Raw genomic sequence first — 14,664 nt, 5'->3', positions numbered from 1 at the left:
CGTTCATGGTGAAGCCCGGTCAGCAGCGCGACCGGGCTTTTTCACTTTTAGCTGGCGGCTTTTTTCGTCATGCTGAGAATAAACAGCACCGCAGCGCTCAGCACCACCGACGGCCCGGCCGGCGTGTCGTAGAAAGCCGAGAAGGTTAACCCGCCGGTGACGGCCAGCATGCCCACGCCCACCGCCACGGCGGCCATCTGCTCCGGCGTGCGGGCAAAACGGCGGGCGGTAGCGGCCGGGATAATCAGCAGAGAAGTGATGATCAGCGCCCCGACGAACTTCATCGCCACGCCGATAGTCAGGGCGGTGACCAGCATCAACAGCAGCTTGACCCGCTGCAGCTTCACGCCATCGACAAACGCCAGGTCCGGACTGATGGTCATCGCCAGCAGATTCCGCCACTGCCAGAGCAGAATGCCAATCACAATCACCACGCCAATAGCAATGGCGATCAGATCCTGCGGCGTGACCGCCAGCAGATCGCCGAACAGGTACGCCATCAAATCGACGCGGACGTTAGACATCAGACTGACCACCACCAGCCCAAGGGACAGCGCGCTGTGCGCCATGATGCCCAGCAGGGTATCAATCGCCAGATGCGGCCGTTTTTCCAGCCATACCAGCCCGCCGGCCAGCAGCAGGGTCACGGCGATCACCGCATAAAACGGATTGACGTTAAGCAGTAAACCGAAAGCGACGCCGAGTAGCGACGCATGCGCCAGCGTATCGCCGAAATAGGACATGCGGCGCCAGACCACAAAGGAGCCCAGCGGGCCGGCGGCGCAGGCCAGCATCATCCCGGCCAGCCAGCCAGGTAAGAGAAGTTCAATCATTAGCGGCTGTTTCCCCGACGCAATACAATTCGCCCCTGAAGATCGTGGCGGTGATTATGGTGATGGCGGTAGATCCCCAGCTGTTCCGCGCCGCGCGGGCCGAACATGGAGATAAACTCCGGATGCATCGAGACGACTTCCGGTGCGCCAGAGCAGCAGATATGCTGGTTCAGGCACAATACCTCGTCGGTTTTGGCCATCACCAGATGCAGGTCGTGGGAGACCATCAGCACCGCGCAGTCCAGCTCATGGCGCAGCTGGTCGATAAGATCGTAGAGCGCCACCTGGCCATTGACGTCGACGCCCTGGGTCGGTTCATCCAGCACCAGCAGCTGCGGACGATTGAGCAGGGCGCGGGCCAGCAGCACGCGCTGGGTTTCGCCGCCGGAAAGTTTCTGCATCGGCGCGTCGATCAGATGCCCGGCCTGCACGCGCTTCAGCGCCGGCAGGATGTCGTCTTTGCGGGTGCCTGGACGTAAACGCAGGAAGCGGCTGACGGTCAGCGGCAGCGTGGCGTCCAGATGCAGTTTCTGCGGTACATAGCCGATCCGCAGGCGTTCTTCGCGCTTGATAACACCCTGTGTCGGTGCTACCAGCCCGAGAACCACCCGCACGAGCGTCGATTTACCGGCGCCGTTGGGCCCCAGCAGGGTTAATATTTTGCCTGGCGTGAGAGCCAGCGAGATGTCAGACAGCACGCGGCGTTGGCCAAAGGGCACCGAGACATTTTCCAGCGTTACAAGGTTTGTCATAATCATTTAGGGGTTGCACAAGCTAGTGAATGTTATAATATCACATCACACTCACTCGTTTCGATGACTAGACGCATTATGTTACATAAAAATACGCTTCTTTGCGCTGGACTTAGCGCTGTTTTTTTGTTCGCACAGGTACCGCAGGCCAGCGCCGCCGTGGTGACTTCCATGAAACCGCTGGGCTTTATCGCAGCAGCCATCGCAGATGGGGTCACCGACACCCAGGTGCTGCTGCCCGATGGTGCCTCTGAGCATGATTATTCCCTGCGTCCTTCCGATGTAAAACGCTTACAGAACGCAGACTTAGTGGTGTGGATCGGTCCGGAAATGGAAGCCTTTATGGATAAGTCGACGCAAAGCATTGCGGCGAATAAAAAGGTGACCATCGCTGAGCTGGATGGGGTCAAACCGCTGCTGATCGCCGGCGCTGACGATGATGACGATCATCATGGTCATGACCATGGCGCAGCGGAAAAAAGTGACGGCGATCACCATCACGGTATCTACAATATGCATCTGTGGTTATCCCCAGAGATAGCGCGGCTTTCGGCGGTTGCAATCCACGATAAATTATTGGAACTTATGCCGCAGAGTCGAGCCAAACTCGACAGCAACCTGCAGCAGTTCGAGGCCGCACTGGCGGCGACCGACAAGCAGGTTAGCAATGAGCTGGCACCGCTGAAAGGAAAGGGTTATTTCGTTTTTCATGACGCCTACGGTTACTTTGAAAAACACTACGGTTTAACCTCGCTGGGGCATTTTACCGTCAATCCTGAAATACAGCCTGGTGCGCAGCGTTTACACGAAATCAGAACACAACTGGTTGAGCAGAAAGCCACTTGCGTTTTTGCTGAGCCACAGTTCAGGCCAGCGGTTATCGAAGCTGTTGCCCGGGGCACGTCTGTGCGCATGGGGACCCTGGATCCACTGGGTAGCGGAATTAAGCTGGGTAAAGCGAGTTACCCGCAATTCCTCACCCAACTGGCGAATCAGTATTCGAGCTGCCTGAAAGGAGATTAACGAGGAAGTGAATACGTGCAACAGATAGCCCGCGCTGTCACTCAGGCATTTAACAATCTGCCACGACCTCATCGCGTTATGCTGGGGTCGCTTAGCGTTCTTACCTTAGCGGTCGCCGTCTGGCGACCCTACATTTACCACCCGGAATCCGCCCCCATCGTCAGAACCATTGAGCTGGAAAAAAGCGAGATCCGCTCCCTGCTGCCGGAAGCCTCCGAGCCGATCGATCAGGCCCCGCAGGAAGAAGAAGCCATTCCTCAGGATGAACTCGACGAAAAAGCCGATAGCGATGCCGGCGGGCACGAATACGTGGTGTCGACCGGCGATACCCTTAGCAGCATCCTGAATCAGTACGGTATCGATATGGGTGATATCGCCCAGCTCTCCTCCGCCGATAAAGAGCTGCGTAATCTGAAGATTGGCCAGCAGCTCTCCTGGACCCTGACCGCCGACGGCGATCTGCAGAGTCTGACCTGGGAGATGTCCCGCCGCGAAACCCGCACCTATACCCGCGTGGATAACGGCTTTAAAATGAGCAGCGAGCTGCAGAAAGGCGACTGGGTCAACAGCGTGCTGAAGGGCACCGTCGGCGCCAGCTTTGTCTCCAGCGCGCGCGATGCCGGGCTGACCAGCACGGAAATCAGCGCGGTGATCAAGGCCATGCAGTGGCAGATGGATTTCCGTAAGCTGAAGAAAGGCGATGAGTTCTCGGTATTGATGTCCCGCGAAATGCTTGACGGCAAACGCGAGCAAAGCCAGCTGCTCGGCGTGCGTCTGCGCTCCGACGGGAAGGACTACTTTGCCATCCGTGCCGAAGACGGTAAATTCTACGACCGCAACGGGACAGGGCTGGCGAAAGGCTTTATGCGCTTCCCGACAGCGCGTCAGTTCCGCGTCTCCTCTAATTTTAACCCGCGTCGTCTGAATCCGGTCACCGGGCGCGTCGCGCCGCACCGTGGCGTCGATTTTGCGATGCCGCAGGGAACGCCGGTGCTGGCAGTGGGCGATGGCGAAGTGGTGGTGGCCAAGCGCAGCGGCGCCGCCGGGTATTACGTGGCGATCCGCCACGGCCGTACCTATACCACTCGCTACATGCACCTGCGTAAGCTGCTGGTGAAGCCGGGGCAGAAAGTGAAGCGCGGCGATCGTATTGCGCTATCGGGGAATACCGGACGCTCTACCGGGCCGCACCTGCACTACGAAGTGTGGATCAACCAGCAGGCGGTCAACCCGCTGACGGCGAAACTGCCGCGTACCGAAGGGCTGAGCGGTTCCGACCGTACCGATTATCTGGCGCAGGTCAAAGAGGTCGTTCCGCAGCTGCGGTTTGACTAACCACCGGTCAGTGGAAAGCCGGTGCCCCAGGGCGCCGGCTTTTTCTTTTGTAGGATACCCAACGTCTCGCTACACTATCCCATTATCTTGATTAAGCAGTCGATCTGCGGATTGGGCATGGAAACGAAAAAAAATAATATTGAGTTTATCCCTAAGTTTGAAAAATCTTTTTTACTGCCGCGCTACTGGGGCGCCTGGCTGGGTGTTTTTGCCTTCGCCGGTATTGCGCTGACGCCGCCATCCTTCCGCGATCCGCTCCTCGGCAAACTCGGTCGTCTGGTTGGGCGTCTGGCGAAAAGCTCGCGCCGCCGGGCGCAGATTAATTTGCTGTATTGCTTCCCGGAAAAAAGCGAGCACGAGCGGGAAGCGATCATCGACGCCATGTACGCCTCGGCGCCGCAGGCGATGGTGATGATGGCCGAGCTGGGCCTGCGCGATCCGCAGAAAATTCTCGCCCGCGTCGACTGGCAGGGTAAAGCGATCATCGACGAGCTGCAGCGCAATAACGAGAAGGTGATTTTCCTCGTCCCGCATGCATGGGGTGTGGATATCCCGGCGATGCTGATGGCCTCCGGCGGGCAGAAGATGGCGGCGATGTTCCACAACCAGGGCAACCCGGTCTTCGATTACGTGTGGAATACCGTGCGTCGTCGTTTTGGCGGACGGATGCATGCGCGCAACGACGGGATCAAACCGTTTATTCAGTCGGTGCGCCAGGGCTACTGGGGCTACTATTTGCCCGATCAGGATCACGGCGCCGAGCACAGCGAGTTTGTGGATTTCTTCGCTACCTATAAGGCCACCCTGCCGGCGATTGGCCGCTTAATGAAGGTATGCCGCGCCCGCGTCGTTCCGCTGTTCCCGGTCTACGATGGCAAGACGCATCGCCTGACGGTGCTGGTGCGCCCGCCGATGGACGATCTGCTGGACGCTGACGATACAACAATCGCCCGGCGGATGAACGAAGAGGTGGAGGTGTTTGTTACGCCGCACACCGAGCAGTACACCTGGATCCTGAAGCTGCTGAAGACGCGCAAGCCGGGTGAAATCGAGCCCTACAAACGCAAAGAGCTGTACCCTAAGAAGTAGACTGCAAGCGCGCCAGTGGGCATTCCAGGCTCACTGGCTATATTGCGTCAGCAACATCACGCTCTCGGCCACAAGCCGGTAGCGATACTCCGGGCGGCCGGTGATGCCGTAGTGATTGCTGGTGAAGAGCACGTTGATCTGCTCCAGCCAGATCAGGTATTTGCGGCACGATACTCGGGAGATCTGCAGCGCCGCCGCCAGCTCATTGGTTGAAAAATCCCGCGCCTGATGCGCGATTATCCACCGGCACACCAGGCGAAGCGTTTGCGGCGTCAGCCCTTTCGGCAAGCGGCGGGGACCGTCCTGTTGCAGAACCCCGCGGCGTAGCAGGGTGTCGATATCCGCCTGGGCGTAGCAGGATTTCGCTTGCTTCGCATCGCGTTTATTGCGCCAGGTCCGCAGCGCCTCCTCAAAGCGCGACAACTGAAACGGTTTAATCAGGTAATCAACCACGCCATAGCGCAGTGCCGTCTGGACGGTGAGCGCATCGGCGGCGGACGTCATCATGATGACGTCAATATTCCGCCCCTCAGCGCGAAGCGCCGGCAGCAGGTCCAGGCCACTCTCCTGGTGCATATAGACATCCAGCAGCAGCAGATCGACCTGCGCCAGATGGCTTAGCATCGCTTTGGCGTCGGCGATCGTCGCCGCTACTCCACAGCAGTGAAAATCAGCTACCCGGCTGATAAATAACTGGTTCAGTTCGGCCACCATGGGATCATCATCGACAATCAGCACATTGAACATGAGTGGTTCCCCCGAGTGGCGGGAAGCCTGCCGGCTTCCCGCGAGATGAGCGATCACAATGACGAACGTTTATACGCGGTGTAGCGCGCTCGCCAGAAGGTTTTATCGATATTCGCCGCCAGTTGCACCTCGTCAATCTGCGGCGCTACGCCGTCCTGCTGAGCCGCGCGGGCGACATCAGCGGCAATGGCCCGGGAAATCATTTCGATCTCTTCTACCGGCGGCAGCAACCCGCCGGTTTCGCGGGTCGCCAGAGGCGAGTGGGCGGCCAGCGTTTTACTGCAGGTGATAAGCATTGCTTCGGTGACGCGCTCGGCTTTACTGGCAAGGATCCCCAGCCCCAGACCGGGGAAAATATAGGCGTTATTGCACTGTGCGATGTCGTAGGTTTTGCCGTCATAGAAGACGGAGTCGAACGGGCTGCCGGTGGCGATAAGCGCGCTACCCCGAGTCCACTCCAGCAGATCCTTCGGCTGGGCCTCGGCCCGGGAGGTGGGGTTAGAGAGCGGCATAATAATCGGACGCGGGCAGTGCCGATGCATCTCTTTCACTATCTCTTCGCTAAACAGCCCCGGCTGGCCTGACACGCCGATCAGCACGGTAGGGTGGATGTTGCGTACGACATCCATCAGCGACAGCTGGGCCGCCTCGGTATCCCAGTGGGCGATACTGGCTCGGGGGGTGACCAGCTCGCGCTGAAAATCGAGCAGATTAGGCATCTCATCAGTCAGCAGACCAAAGCGGTCAACCATAAAGATGCGGCGGCGTGCTTCCGTCTCTGAGAGCCCATCATCCACCATCAGCGCAATGATTTTTTCCGCAATGCCGCATCCGGCCGAACCGCCGCCAAGGAAAACCACCCGCTGATCGCGGAGCGGCGTCCCGGCGGCGGCAGCGGCGGCGATCAGCGTCCCCGACGTCACGGCGGCGGTTCCCTGAATATCATCGTTAAAACAGCACAGCTGGTGTCGATAGCGGTTGAGCAGTCGCGTGGCATTTTTTTGGGCAAAATCTTCAAACTGGAGCAAGACATTCGGCCAGCGCTGTTGAACGGCATGGACAAACATGTCCATAAACTCCAGGTATTGCTCGTCGCTGATGCGCGGATGTCGCCAGCCCATATACAGCGGATCTTCCAGATGCTGCGGATTGTTGGTACCGACATCTAACATAATGGGCAGCGTTGATGCCGGATGAATACCCCCGCAGGCGGTATATAACGAGAGTTTGCCGATGGGGATCCCCATCCCGCCAATCCCCTGGTCGCCCAGCCCCAGAATACGCTCGCCATCGGTCACCACGATGACTTTGATATCGTTGCGGGAAAATCCCTGCAGCATCTCGTCAATATGGTGACGGTTGGGCCAGGAGATGAACAGGCCGCGTCCTCGGCGATATATTTCTGAAAAATGTTCGCATGCTTCACCCACCGTCGGGGTATAAATAATCGGCAGCGTCTCTTTCATATGGCTGCGCAGCAGGTTATAGAATAACGTCTCGTTGGTGTCCTGAATATTTCTGAGATAAATATGGCGCGAAATACTTTTTTTGAACTGGCAAAACTGGCCCCATGCGCGCTCGGTTTGTTCTTCAATGGTTTCCACATTGTGCGGTAACAGTCCCTGAAGATTAAACGCTGTGCGTTCGCTTTCCGTAAACGCGAGGCCTTTATTTAATAACGGGTTTTCCAGCAGGACGGCACCATTATAGGGGGTGTATAAGGTTTCTGTGGCTAACATGACATGACTCCTGAATATCAAATTAAAACATTGCCTGATGTCTAGGTATTTTATTTCCGTGATTACGAAATGAGATAAATCATGACGCCTTCGGTGACCACGCCGATGGCGGTGCCCAGCAAAATAGAAGATGAGGCGGGTTCAATATAGGTATCGCTGCGCAGGGCAAACATCCCTGCCGCGATAGCGGAAGGCGTCGCGCCGATGATAATAACCTGTTGCATCAGGGTATGACTGAGCCCAAAGGCTAGCCCGGCCAGCGCCATCATGGCCGGCTGGATCAGGTTTTTAATACTGATGTTGGTGCAGGTTTGAATATTGACCGTCGGACGTTCACCGTAAAACAGCAGCCCAAGGGCGAAGAGTGACAGACCGCCGGCGATTTTACCCACCATTTCAACGGGTACGCTGAGCAGATGCGGCAGCTGGATCCCGGCCAGGCTGAGCAGTACGCCGGAAATGGGGATCCAGACAATGGGGTTTCTCACGGCTTTCAGCAGGTTTTGCAGGATCAACTGCCCGGCGTGGAGCTGGGGATCCCCAGCGTCTCCGGGCTGGTCTCCCATGCGGATCAGGATGATGGTCAGAGGGATCATCAACACGCTGGTCACCAGGTTTCCGATAAGCACCCCGAGAAAGCCCTCCGGACCTATCAGCACCGCCAGCACGGGAGCGCCGAAGTAGGCCATATCGGGGAAGGCGCAAACCAGCGACTGAATCGCGCTAGTTTTAATATCATGACGAAAAACATAGCGCGAGATCAGTAGCGTAAGAAAATACGACCCCATCAGACCGATAACCAGCACCGCCATAAAGGTGAAGTTTTTTATTTTATCCGGGCTGGTATGTAATGCGCCGATAAAAAGATGAAAAGGAAGCGCAAAGCGGATAACTACCGTGGCGAGAACGGATGCGTCCTCACGGCGAGTATAGCCGAGTTTGCCGCTAAGCCATCCGAGCAGCATGATAAATACCAACGGGAAAAGAGATTGCAAGAGCAGTGAAGGCATAAAATGTCCTGACATATATTATCGGTTTGTTGTGCTGCCAATCTAACGATCCCCTAATATTTAAAAGGTGATAGCCATCACAGTCATCTGGATTTAAATAATTTCGCCTTGGCTACTTTAGTTACAAATAGGGAAAAGAGGATTAAATCATGGGGTTGCATTAACAGGAATAATTATTTTAGCGGGCGATAACTTTAGCTTCGTGATAATAAATTAAATTACTTAAAATAAACTTTATGGCTCAGTCACAAAGCCGACAGCGTTAATACGGTTGTCGTTTTTAGTTTTAAAGTCCTGTGTTACCGTTTCGGTGTATTTAGTTGATACGGCGTTTAGCGCTTTTGAATTCATAGTGCTGCGCAATTTTAATATTGCATCCTGACCCTACGTGACCTCTTTATTATTCAGGTAAAAATATGAAAAATAATTCACTCAACCAACCGATAGATAAAACATTGCCGAACGGGCAAGCGACTCGACTTTTCGCCAATATCGAAGTCGGCGCTGTGCCATTAACGCTGTTCATCGGTATCGCCGCGATAGTGGCGCTCTCCGCGGGCGCGGGGTTGTTGCCAAAAAACATGATTGGCGGACTGGCGGTCATCATGACCCTGGGGTTCGCGCTGGCGAAAATTGGCCGCATGGTGCCGGTGTTAAAAGATATTGGCGGTCCGGCGATTTTGTGTTTGATGATGCCCTCAGTGCTGGTCTACTTTGGCGTGTTTGAAGCGCATACGCTCGATACCGTGCATTTGCTGATGAAGGAGGCCAATCTCCTCTATTTCGTCATCGCCTGCCTGGTGGTCGGCAGTATCCTGGGAATGAACCGCACGATTCTGATCCAGGGGATGGTGCGCATGTTTGTCCCGCTGGTGGTTGGGACCGGCGCGGCAATCGCCACCGGCCTGCTGGTGGGCAGCTTATTCGGCTACAGTCTGTATCACACCTTCTTCTTTATCATTGTGCCGATTATCGGCGGCGGCATTGGCGAAGGGATCCTGCCGTTGTCGCTGGCTTATTCGGCGATCCTCGGGCAGACGCCTGATGTCTACGTGGCCCAGCTGGCGCCGGCGGCGGTGGTGGGTAACATCTTCGCCATTATCTGCGCCGGCTTTCTGGCCCGCATGGGCGCCCGTCGCCCGGCGCTGTCCGGCAACGGGCTACTGATCCGCAGCCATGAAGATAACAGCGTCTTTGCGCAGAATCAGAGTACGCAGCCGACCGATTTTCAGCTCATGGGCGCCGGGTTGCTGATGATTTGCGCCTTTTTCATTGTCGGCGGCCTGCTGGAGAAGGTGGTGCATATTCCGGGGCCGGTGCTGATGATTCTGGCGGCGGTATTCTGCAAATATACCAAAGTTATCCCGGCGGCGATGGAACTGGGGGCGCACAGCTGCTACAAGTTCGTCTCCGCCGCGCTGGTGTGGCCGCTGATGATCGGCCTGGGCATGCTGTATGTACCGCTGGAGAGCGTGGTATCGGTCTTCTCCGTTGGCTACGTCGTGGTGTGCGGCTCAATTGTCATTGCCATGGCGCTGAGCGGGTTCTTTATCGCTTCACGTCTAAATATGTATCCTGTGGAAGCCGCCATTGTCACCAGCTGCCACAGCGGGTTAGGCGGAACGGGGGATGTGGCCATTCTCTCGGCCTCAAACCGCATGGGATTGATGCCGTTTGCACAGATTGCGACGCGTATCGGCGGGGCGTCGACGGTGATCGCCGCGACGCTATTACTGAGCTGGATGGTGTAGCCTGCCGGAGGGCAAAAAAACCTGCCAGCCGTATCGCTGGCAGGTAGACACCGAGGCTTACTCGACGGTGAGGATACGCGTGGTGTTGGTGCTGCCGATGGTGCTCATCACGTCACCCTGGGTAACAACCACCAGATCGCCGGAGACCAGGTAGCCTTTGTCCCGCAGCAGATTGACGGCATCGTGCGCAGCGGCCACCCCGTCATTCTGGCTGTCGAAGAACACCGGCGTCACCCCGCGGTAGAGGGCGGTCAGGTTCAGGGTGCGCTCGTGGCGGGACAGAGCGAAAATTGGCAGACCGGAGCTGATGCGCGAGGTCATCAGCGCGGTGCGGCCTGATTCGGTCATGGTGATGATAGCCGTGATGCCTTTCAGGTGGTTGGCGGCATACATCGCCGACATGGCAATCGCTTCTTCCACGTTGTCGAACTGGACGTCCAGACGGTGTTTGGAGACGTTGAGGCTCGGGATTTTTTCGGCGCCCAGACACACGCGCGCCATCGCGGCCACGGTTTCTGACGGGTATTGACCGGCAGCGGTTTCCGCGGAGAGCATCACGGCATCGGTACCATCCAGCACGGCGTTGGCCACGTCCATGACTTCCGCACGGGTCGGCATCGGGTTGGTGATCATCGACTCCATCATCTGGGTGGCGGTAATGACGGAACGGTTCAGCTGACGCGCACGACGAATCAGCGCTTTCTGGATGCCCACCAGCTCCGGATCGCCGATTTCGACGCCAAGGTCACCGCGGGCAACCATCACCACATCGGAGGCGAGGATCACGTCGTCCATGGCGTCCTGATCGCAGACGGCTTCCGCACGCTCGACTTTGGCGACGATTTTCGCATCACAGCCGGCATCGCGCGCCAGGCGACGGGCGTAGTTCAGGTCTTCGCCGCAGCGCGGGAAGGAGACGGCGAGATAGTCGACGCCGATTTTAGCGGCGGTGACGATATCGGCCTTGTCTTTGTCGGTCAGCGCTTCGGCAGACAGGCCGCCGCCGAGCTTGTTGATCCCTTTGTTATTGGACAACGGGCCGCCAACGGTCACTTCAGTGAAGACTTTCATCCCCTGAACTTCGAGGACTTTCAGCTGCACACGACCATCGTCGAGCAGCAGGATATCGCCAGGCACGACGTCCGCCGGCAGGCCTTTATAGTCGATTCCGACTTTCTCTTTATCGCCTTCGCCCTTGCCGAGGTTGGCGTCCAGCAGGAATTTATCGCCGACGTTGAGGAAAATTTTGCCTTCTTTGAAGGTCGATACGCGAATTTTTGGTCCCTGGAGGTCGCCGAGGATGGCCACGTGACGGCCCAGTTTTGCCGCGATCTCACGCACTTTATCGGCACGGAGCTGATGATCTTCCGGGGTGCCGTGAGAGAAGTTCATACGCACTACGTTTGCGCCCGCGGCGATAACTTTTTCCAGGTTGTTATCGCGGTCAGTTGCCGGGCCTAAGGTAGTAACGATTTTGGTTCTGCGAAGCCTTCTGGACATGTAATACTCCGTTGACTGATACAACTTTGGTGTTGCGTGAACATGGATTCGGTAGCGCCAGCCTGCAACGTCGCACAGCCGGATCGTTATCGAAGGTGTAATGGGGTACTGCTTGTTATCAACTTTTATTGATTATCACTGGGTACGAACGGTTCTTTATCAAAACGCGATTCCTTCAGCGCTTCCTTGACCCTCTTCAAGTTATCTCTGAATTTTGCCCCCCGGCGCAGGGTAAAGCCTGTCGCCAGCACGTCAATGACGGTCAACTGGGCCAGACGCGAGACCATCGGCATATAGATGTCGGTATCTTCCGGCACATCCAGGGTAATGGCCAGCGTGGCTTCCCGGGCCAGCGGCGAGCCGGGGGAGGTGAGAGCGATCACCATGGCATCGTTTTCACGCGCCAGCTGCGCCAGCTCTACCAGGCTCTTGGTTCTTCCGGTATGTGAGATAATCACCACCACATCATCGTCATCGCAATTCATACAACTCATGCGTTGCAGGACAATGTCGTCGGAATAGATGACCGGCACGTTAAAGCGGAAAAATTTGTTCATCGCGTCATGAGCGACCGCCGCCGAGGAGCCGAGGCCGAAAAAGGCGATTTTTTTTGCCTGAGTCAGCAGATCCACCGCACGATTCACCGCCGACATGTCGAGAGAATGGTGGACCTGATCTAAACTCGCCATGGCCGATTCAAATATTTTTCCCGTGTATGACTCAACGCTGTCGTCTTCATCAACATTGCGGTTAACATAGAGCGTGCCGTGCGCAAGGCTCTGGGCGAGATGCAGTTTGAAGTCAGGAAAGCCGCGGGTTTCGAGACTACGGCAGAAGCGATTGACGGTCGGTTCGCTCACTCCGGCCTCAAGGGCGAGGGCGGCGATGCTCGAATGAATGGCCTGCGCGGGGGTGGCAAGGATCACTTCCGCCACTTTGCGTTCAGATTTGCTAAGGTGTTCCAGTCGGGACTGGATTTTTTCCAGCATGTTCATTAGTAACAGGGCGCTCATCAATGGAAACGATTTCATTAATGGGTGAAATCATCGGGCGTTTTAGCAAGAATATACCCCTCCGCAAGCGCAAGCGGTGAGGAATGACGGGAAAAAATGTTGTTTTTTTTCATTACATGATCAGAGTCGTATTTTACTGACCTGAAACAGGTACAAACAACGAACAATATCAGCCAAATGCCTAAATCATCGCCGAATGTTTTCACCCTGTGCGGTTTTCCCGCTGCAAACGGAGGGGAAGGCTTTCGGGAAACAGGTAAACACAGTACAGTGCAGTGTAAGAAAATTACAAATATAGCCTGGCAAAAGCACCAGACTATCAACTGAGGAGAATGACATGGCGGTAACGCAAACGGCCCAGGCATGCGACCTGGTCATTTTCGGCGCGAAGGGCGACCTGGCGCGGCGTAAATTGTTGCCTTCCCTGTATCAGCTTGAAAAGGCGGGCCAGATCCACGCCGACACCCGGATCATTGGCGTCGGCCGTGCCGACTGGGATAAAGCGGCTTACACCAAAGTGGTGCGCGAAGCGCTGGAAACCTTCATGAAGGAAAAAATTGATGAAGGTTTGTGGGATTCCCTGAGCGGCCGCCTGGAGTTCTGTAATCTTGACGTCAATGACACCAGCGGCTTCACCCGCCTGGGTGACATGCTGGACCAAAACAATCGCGTCACCATCAACTATTTCGCCATGCCGCCGAGCACCTTTGGCGCCATCTGTAAAGGTCTGGGCGAAGCGAAGCTCAATGCCAAGCCTGCGCGCGTGGTTATGGAAAAACCGCTGGGCACCTCGCTGGAAACCTCGCGGGAAATCAACGATCAGGTCGGCGAGTTTTTTGAAGAGTGCCAGGTCTACCGTATCGATCACTACCTCGGAAAAGAGACAGTCCTCAACCTGCTGGCGCTGCGCTTTGCCAACTCTCTGTTCGTCAATAACTGGGACTGCCGTACCATCGATCATGTGGAAATCACCGTCGCGGAAGAGGTAGGCATTGAAGGGCGCTGGGGGTACTTCGACCAGGCCGGACAGATGCGCGACATGATCCAGAACCACCTGCTGCAGATCCTGTGCATGATTGCCATGTCGCCGCCGTCCGATCTCAGCGCCGACAGCATCCGTGATGAAAAGGTCAAGGTGCTGAAATCCCTGCGCCGTATTGACCGCTCCAATGTGCGCGAGAAAACCGTTCGCGGCCAGTACACCGCCGGCTTTGCCCAGGGCAAAAAAGTGCCAGGCTACCTCGAAGAAGAGGGGGCGAACAAAACCAGCAACACCGAAACCTTCGTGGCGATCCGCGTTGATATCGATAACTGGCGCTGGGCTGGCGTACCGTTCTATCTGCGTACCGGCAAACGTCTGCCAACCAAATGTTCCGAAGTGGTGGTTTACTTCAAAACGCCGGAGCTGAACCTGTTTAAAGAAACCTGGCAGGAGCTGCCGCAGAACAAGCTGACCATTCGTCTGCAGCCGGACGAAGGGGTGGATATCCAGGTCCTGAACAAAGTGCCGGGCCTCGACCATAAGCACAACCTGCAGATCACCAAGCTGGATCTGAGCTACTCCGAAACCTTCAACCAGACGCATCTGGCCGATGCCTATGAACGTCTGCTGCTCGAGACCATGCGCGGTATCCAGGCGCTGTTCGTCCGCCGCGATGAAGTGGAAGAGGCATGGAAGTGGGTGGACTCCATCACCGAAGCCTGGGCGGCCGACCGCGATGCGCCGAAACCGTATCAGGCCGGGACCTGGGGACCGGTGGCCTCGGTGGCCATGATCACCCGCGATGGACGCTCGTGGAACGAGTTTGAGTAAGCTCGCGATCTTATCCGTCAGGGTTATTTTACCGGTAACATGATCTGACGCAGAAAGTC

13 protein-coding genes are annotated in these 14,664 nt (G+C 56.5%); 6 read left to right on the top strand and 7 right to left on the bottom strand.

From position 1 onward, the window contains the following. Positions 1-47 precede the first annotated feature (47 nt). Together znuB and znuC are read right to left on the bottom strand one after the other, a co-directional pair. Positions 48-833: a zinc ABC transporter permease subunit ZnuB gene (gene znuB / locus GT756_RS16305; protein ID WP_004203408.1), complete on the bottom strand. Its 786-nt coding sequence runs from the start codon at positions 831-833 to the stop codon at positions 48-50. Then, the gene (gene znuC, locus GT756_RS16300; protein ID WP_160124923.1) at positions 833-1,585 is read right to left on the bottom strand and encodes a zinc ABC transporter ATP-binding protein ZnuC; all 753 of its coding nucleotides are present in this window, start codon (positions 1,583-1,585) and stop codon (positions 833-835) included. The genes znuB and znuC overlap by 1 nt, the downstream gene beginning before the upstream one ends. Before the next feature lie 78 nt (positions 1,586-1,663). On the opposite strand from znuC, the gene znuA reads away from it, so the two are divergent. The 3 genes from znuA (at position 1,664) to lpxM (ending at position 5,032) form a co-directional block, all read left to right on the top strand. Then, positions 1,664-2,608 carry a zinc ABC transporter substrate-binding protein ZnuA gene (gene znuA / locus GT756_RS16295; RefSeq protein WP_032431085.1) on the top strand — a complete coding sequence of 315 codons (945 nt, stop codon included), beginning with the start codon at positions 1,664-1,666 and terminating at the stop codon, positions 2,606-2,608. Between the two features lie 15 nt (positions 2,609-2,623). Then, complete coding sequence (mepM, locus tag GT756_RS16290) at positions 2,624-3,943, top strand: murein DD-endopeptidase MepM (RefSeq protein ID WP_004203403.1); 1,320 nt, start codon at positions 2,624-2,626, stop codon at positions 3,941-3,943. A 117-nt stretch (positions 3,944-4,060) separates the two neighbouring features. Further along, on the top strand, positions 4,061-5,032 hold the full coding sequence (gene lpxM, locus GT756_RS16285; protein ID WP_017900217.1) for a lauroyl-Kdo(2)-lipid IV(A) myristoyltransferase: 972 nt from the start codon (positions 4,061-4,063) through the stop codon (positions 5,030-5,032). Positions 5,033-5,062: 30 nt separating this feature from the next. Here lpxM and dcuR read toward each other — a convergent pair whose 3' ends face one another. The 3 genes from dcuR to GT756_RS16270 all read right to left on the bottom strand — a co-directional run bounded on the left by dcuR (position 5,063) and on the right by GT756_RS16270 (position 8,528). Continuing rightward, positions 5,063-5,779, bottom strand: coding sequence for a two-component system response regulator DcuR (gene dcuR, locus GT756_RS16280; RefSeq protein ID WP_048295103.1), 717 nt, complete (start codon positions 5,777-5,779; stop codon positions 5,063-5,065). Positions 5,780-5,832: 53 nt separating this feature from the next. Continuing rightward, positions 5,833-7,518: an NAD-dependent malic enzyme gene (locus GT756_RS16275; RefSeq protein ID WP_108433297.1), complete on the bottom strand. Its 1,686-nt coding sequence runs from the start codon at positions 7,516-7,518 to the stop codon at positions 5,833-5,835. A gap of 62 nt (positions 7,519-7,580) precedes the next feature. Continuing rightward, on the bottom strand, positions 7,581-8,528 hold the full coding sequence (locus GT756_RS16270) for an AEC family transporter (protein WP_032456321.1): 948 nt from the start codon (positions 8,526-8,528) through the stop codon (positions 7,581-7,583). A 416-nt stretch (positions 8,529-8,944) separates the two neighbouring features. Here GT756_RS16270 and GT756_RS16265 point away from each other — a divergent pair, with 416 nt between their 5' ends. Beyond that, entirely contained in the window at positions 8,945-10,279 is a 1,335-nt protein-coding gene (locus tag GT756_RS16265; protein WP_053810189.1) for a 2-hydroxycarboxylate transporter family protein, read from the top strand. A 57-nt stretch (positions 10,280-10,336) separates the two neighbouring features. Here GT756_RS16265 and pyk read toward each other — a convergent pair whose 3' ends face one another. Both pyk and GT756_RS16255 read right to left on the bottom strand, forming a co-directional pair. Further along, positions 10,337-11,779: a pyruvate kinase gene (gene pyk, locus GT756_RS16260; protein WP_002911440.1), complete on the bottom strand. Its 1,443-nt coding sequence runs from the start codon at positions 11,777-11,779 to the stop codon at positions 10,337-10,339. A gap of 125 nt (positions 11,780-11,904) precedes the next feature. Then, entirely contained in the window at positions 11,905-12,810 is a 906-nt protein-coding gene (locus tag GT756_RS16255) for a MurR/RpiR family transcriptional regulator (RefSeq protein WP_072096624.1), read from the bottom strand. A gap of 159 nt (positions 12,811-12,969) precedes the next feature. On the opposite strand from GT756_RS16255, the gene GT756_RS25935 reads away from it, so the two are divergent. Next, entirely contained in the window at positions 12,970-13,119 is a 150-nt protein-coding gene (locus GT756_RS25935; protein ID WP_032425929.1) for a hypothetical protein, read from the top strand. Between the two features lie 10 nt (positions 13,120-13,129). Then, positions 13,130-14,605: a glucose-6-phosphate dehydrogenase gene (gene zwf / locus GT756_RS16250; protein ID WP_160124922.1), complete on the top strand. Its 1,476-nt coding sequence runs from the start codon at positions 13,130-13,132 to the stop codon at positions 14,603-14,605. Positions 14,606-14,664: the final 59 nt, after the last annotated feature.

Origin of the sequence: Klebsiella sp. Q2, assembly GCF_009900705.1 — a bacterium.
In the GTDB taxonomy this organism is placed as follows: domain Bacteria; phylum Pseudomonadota; class Gammaproteobacteria; order Enterobacterales; family Enterobacteriaceae; genus Klebsiella; species Klebsiella quasipneumoniae.
The sequence above is the reverse complement of the archived record's forward strand: the minus strand, read 5'-3'. Positions and strand labels throughout refer to the sequence as shown.

What these genes read in the sequence shown, in the direction of transcription:
- lpxM (WP_017900217.1), top strand. Translation starts at nt 4,061, where the DNA reads ATGGAAACGAAAAAAAATAATATTGAGTTTATCCCTAAGTTTGAAAAA.
- GT756_RS16275 (WP_108433297.1), bottom strand. Translation starts at nt 7,518, where the DNA reads ATGTTAGCCACAGAAACCTTATACACCCCCTATAATGGTGCCGTCCTG.
- pyk (WP_002911440.1), bottom strand. Translation starts at nt 11,779, where the DNA reads ATGTCCAGAAGGCTTCGCAGAACCAAAATCGTTACTACCTTAGGCCCG.
- GT756_RS16255 (WP_072096624.1), bottom strand. Translation starts at nt 12,810, where the DNA reads ATGAAATCGTTTCCATTGATGAGCGCCCTGTTACTAATGAACATGCTG.
- dcuR (WP_048295103.1), bottom strand. Translation starts at nt 5,779, where the DNA reads ATGTTCAATGTGCTGATTGTCGATGATGATCCCATGGTGGCCGAACTG.
- znuB (WP_004203408.1), bottom strand. Translation starts at nt 833, where the DNA reads ATGATTGAACTTCTCTTACCTGGCTGGCTGGCCGGGATGATGCTGGCC.
- zwf (WP_160124922.1), top strand. Translation starts at nt 13,130, where the DNA reads ATGGCGGTAACGCAAACGGCCCAGGCATGCGACCTGGTCATTTTCGGC.
- GT756_RS16270 (WP_032456321.1), bottom strand. Translation starts at nt 8,528, where the DNA reads ATGCCTTCACTGCTCTTGCAATCTCTTTTCCCGTTGGTATTTATCATG.
- GT756_RS25935 (WP_032425929.1), top strand. Translation starts at nt 12,970, where the DNA reads ATGCCTAAATCATCGCCGAATGTTTTCACCCTGTGCGGTTTTCCCGCT.
- znuA (WP_032431085.1), top strand. Translation starts at nt 1,664, where the DNA reads ATGTTACATAAAAATACGCTTCTTTGCGCTGGACTTAGCGCTGTTTTT.
- GT756_RS16265 (WP_053810189.1), top strand. Translation starts at nt 8,945, where the DNA reads ATGAAAAATAATTCACTCAACCAACCGATAGATAAAACATTGCCGAAC.
- znuC (WP_160124923.1), bottom strand. Translation starts at nt 1,585, where the DNA reads ATGACAAACCTTGTAACGCTGGAAAATGTCTCGGTGCCCTTTGGCCAA.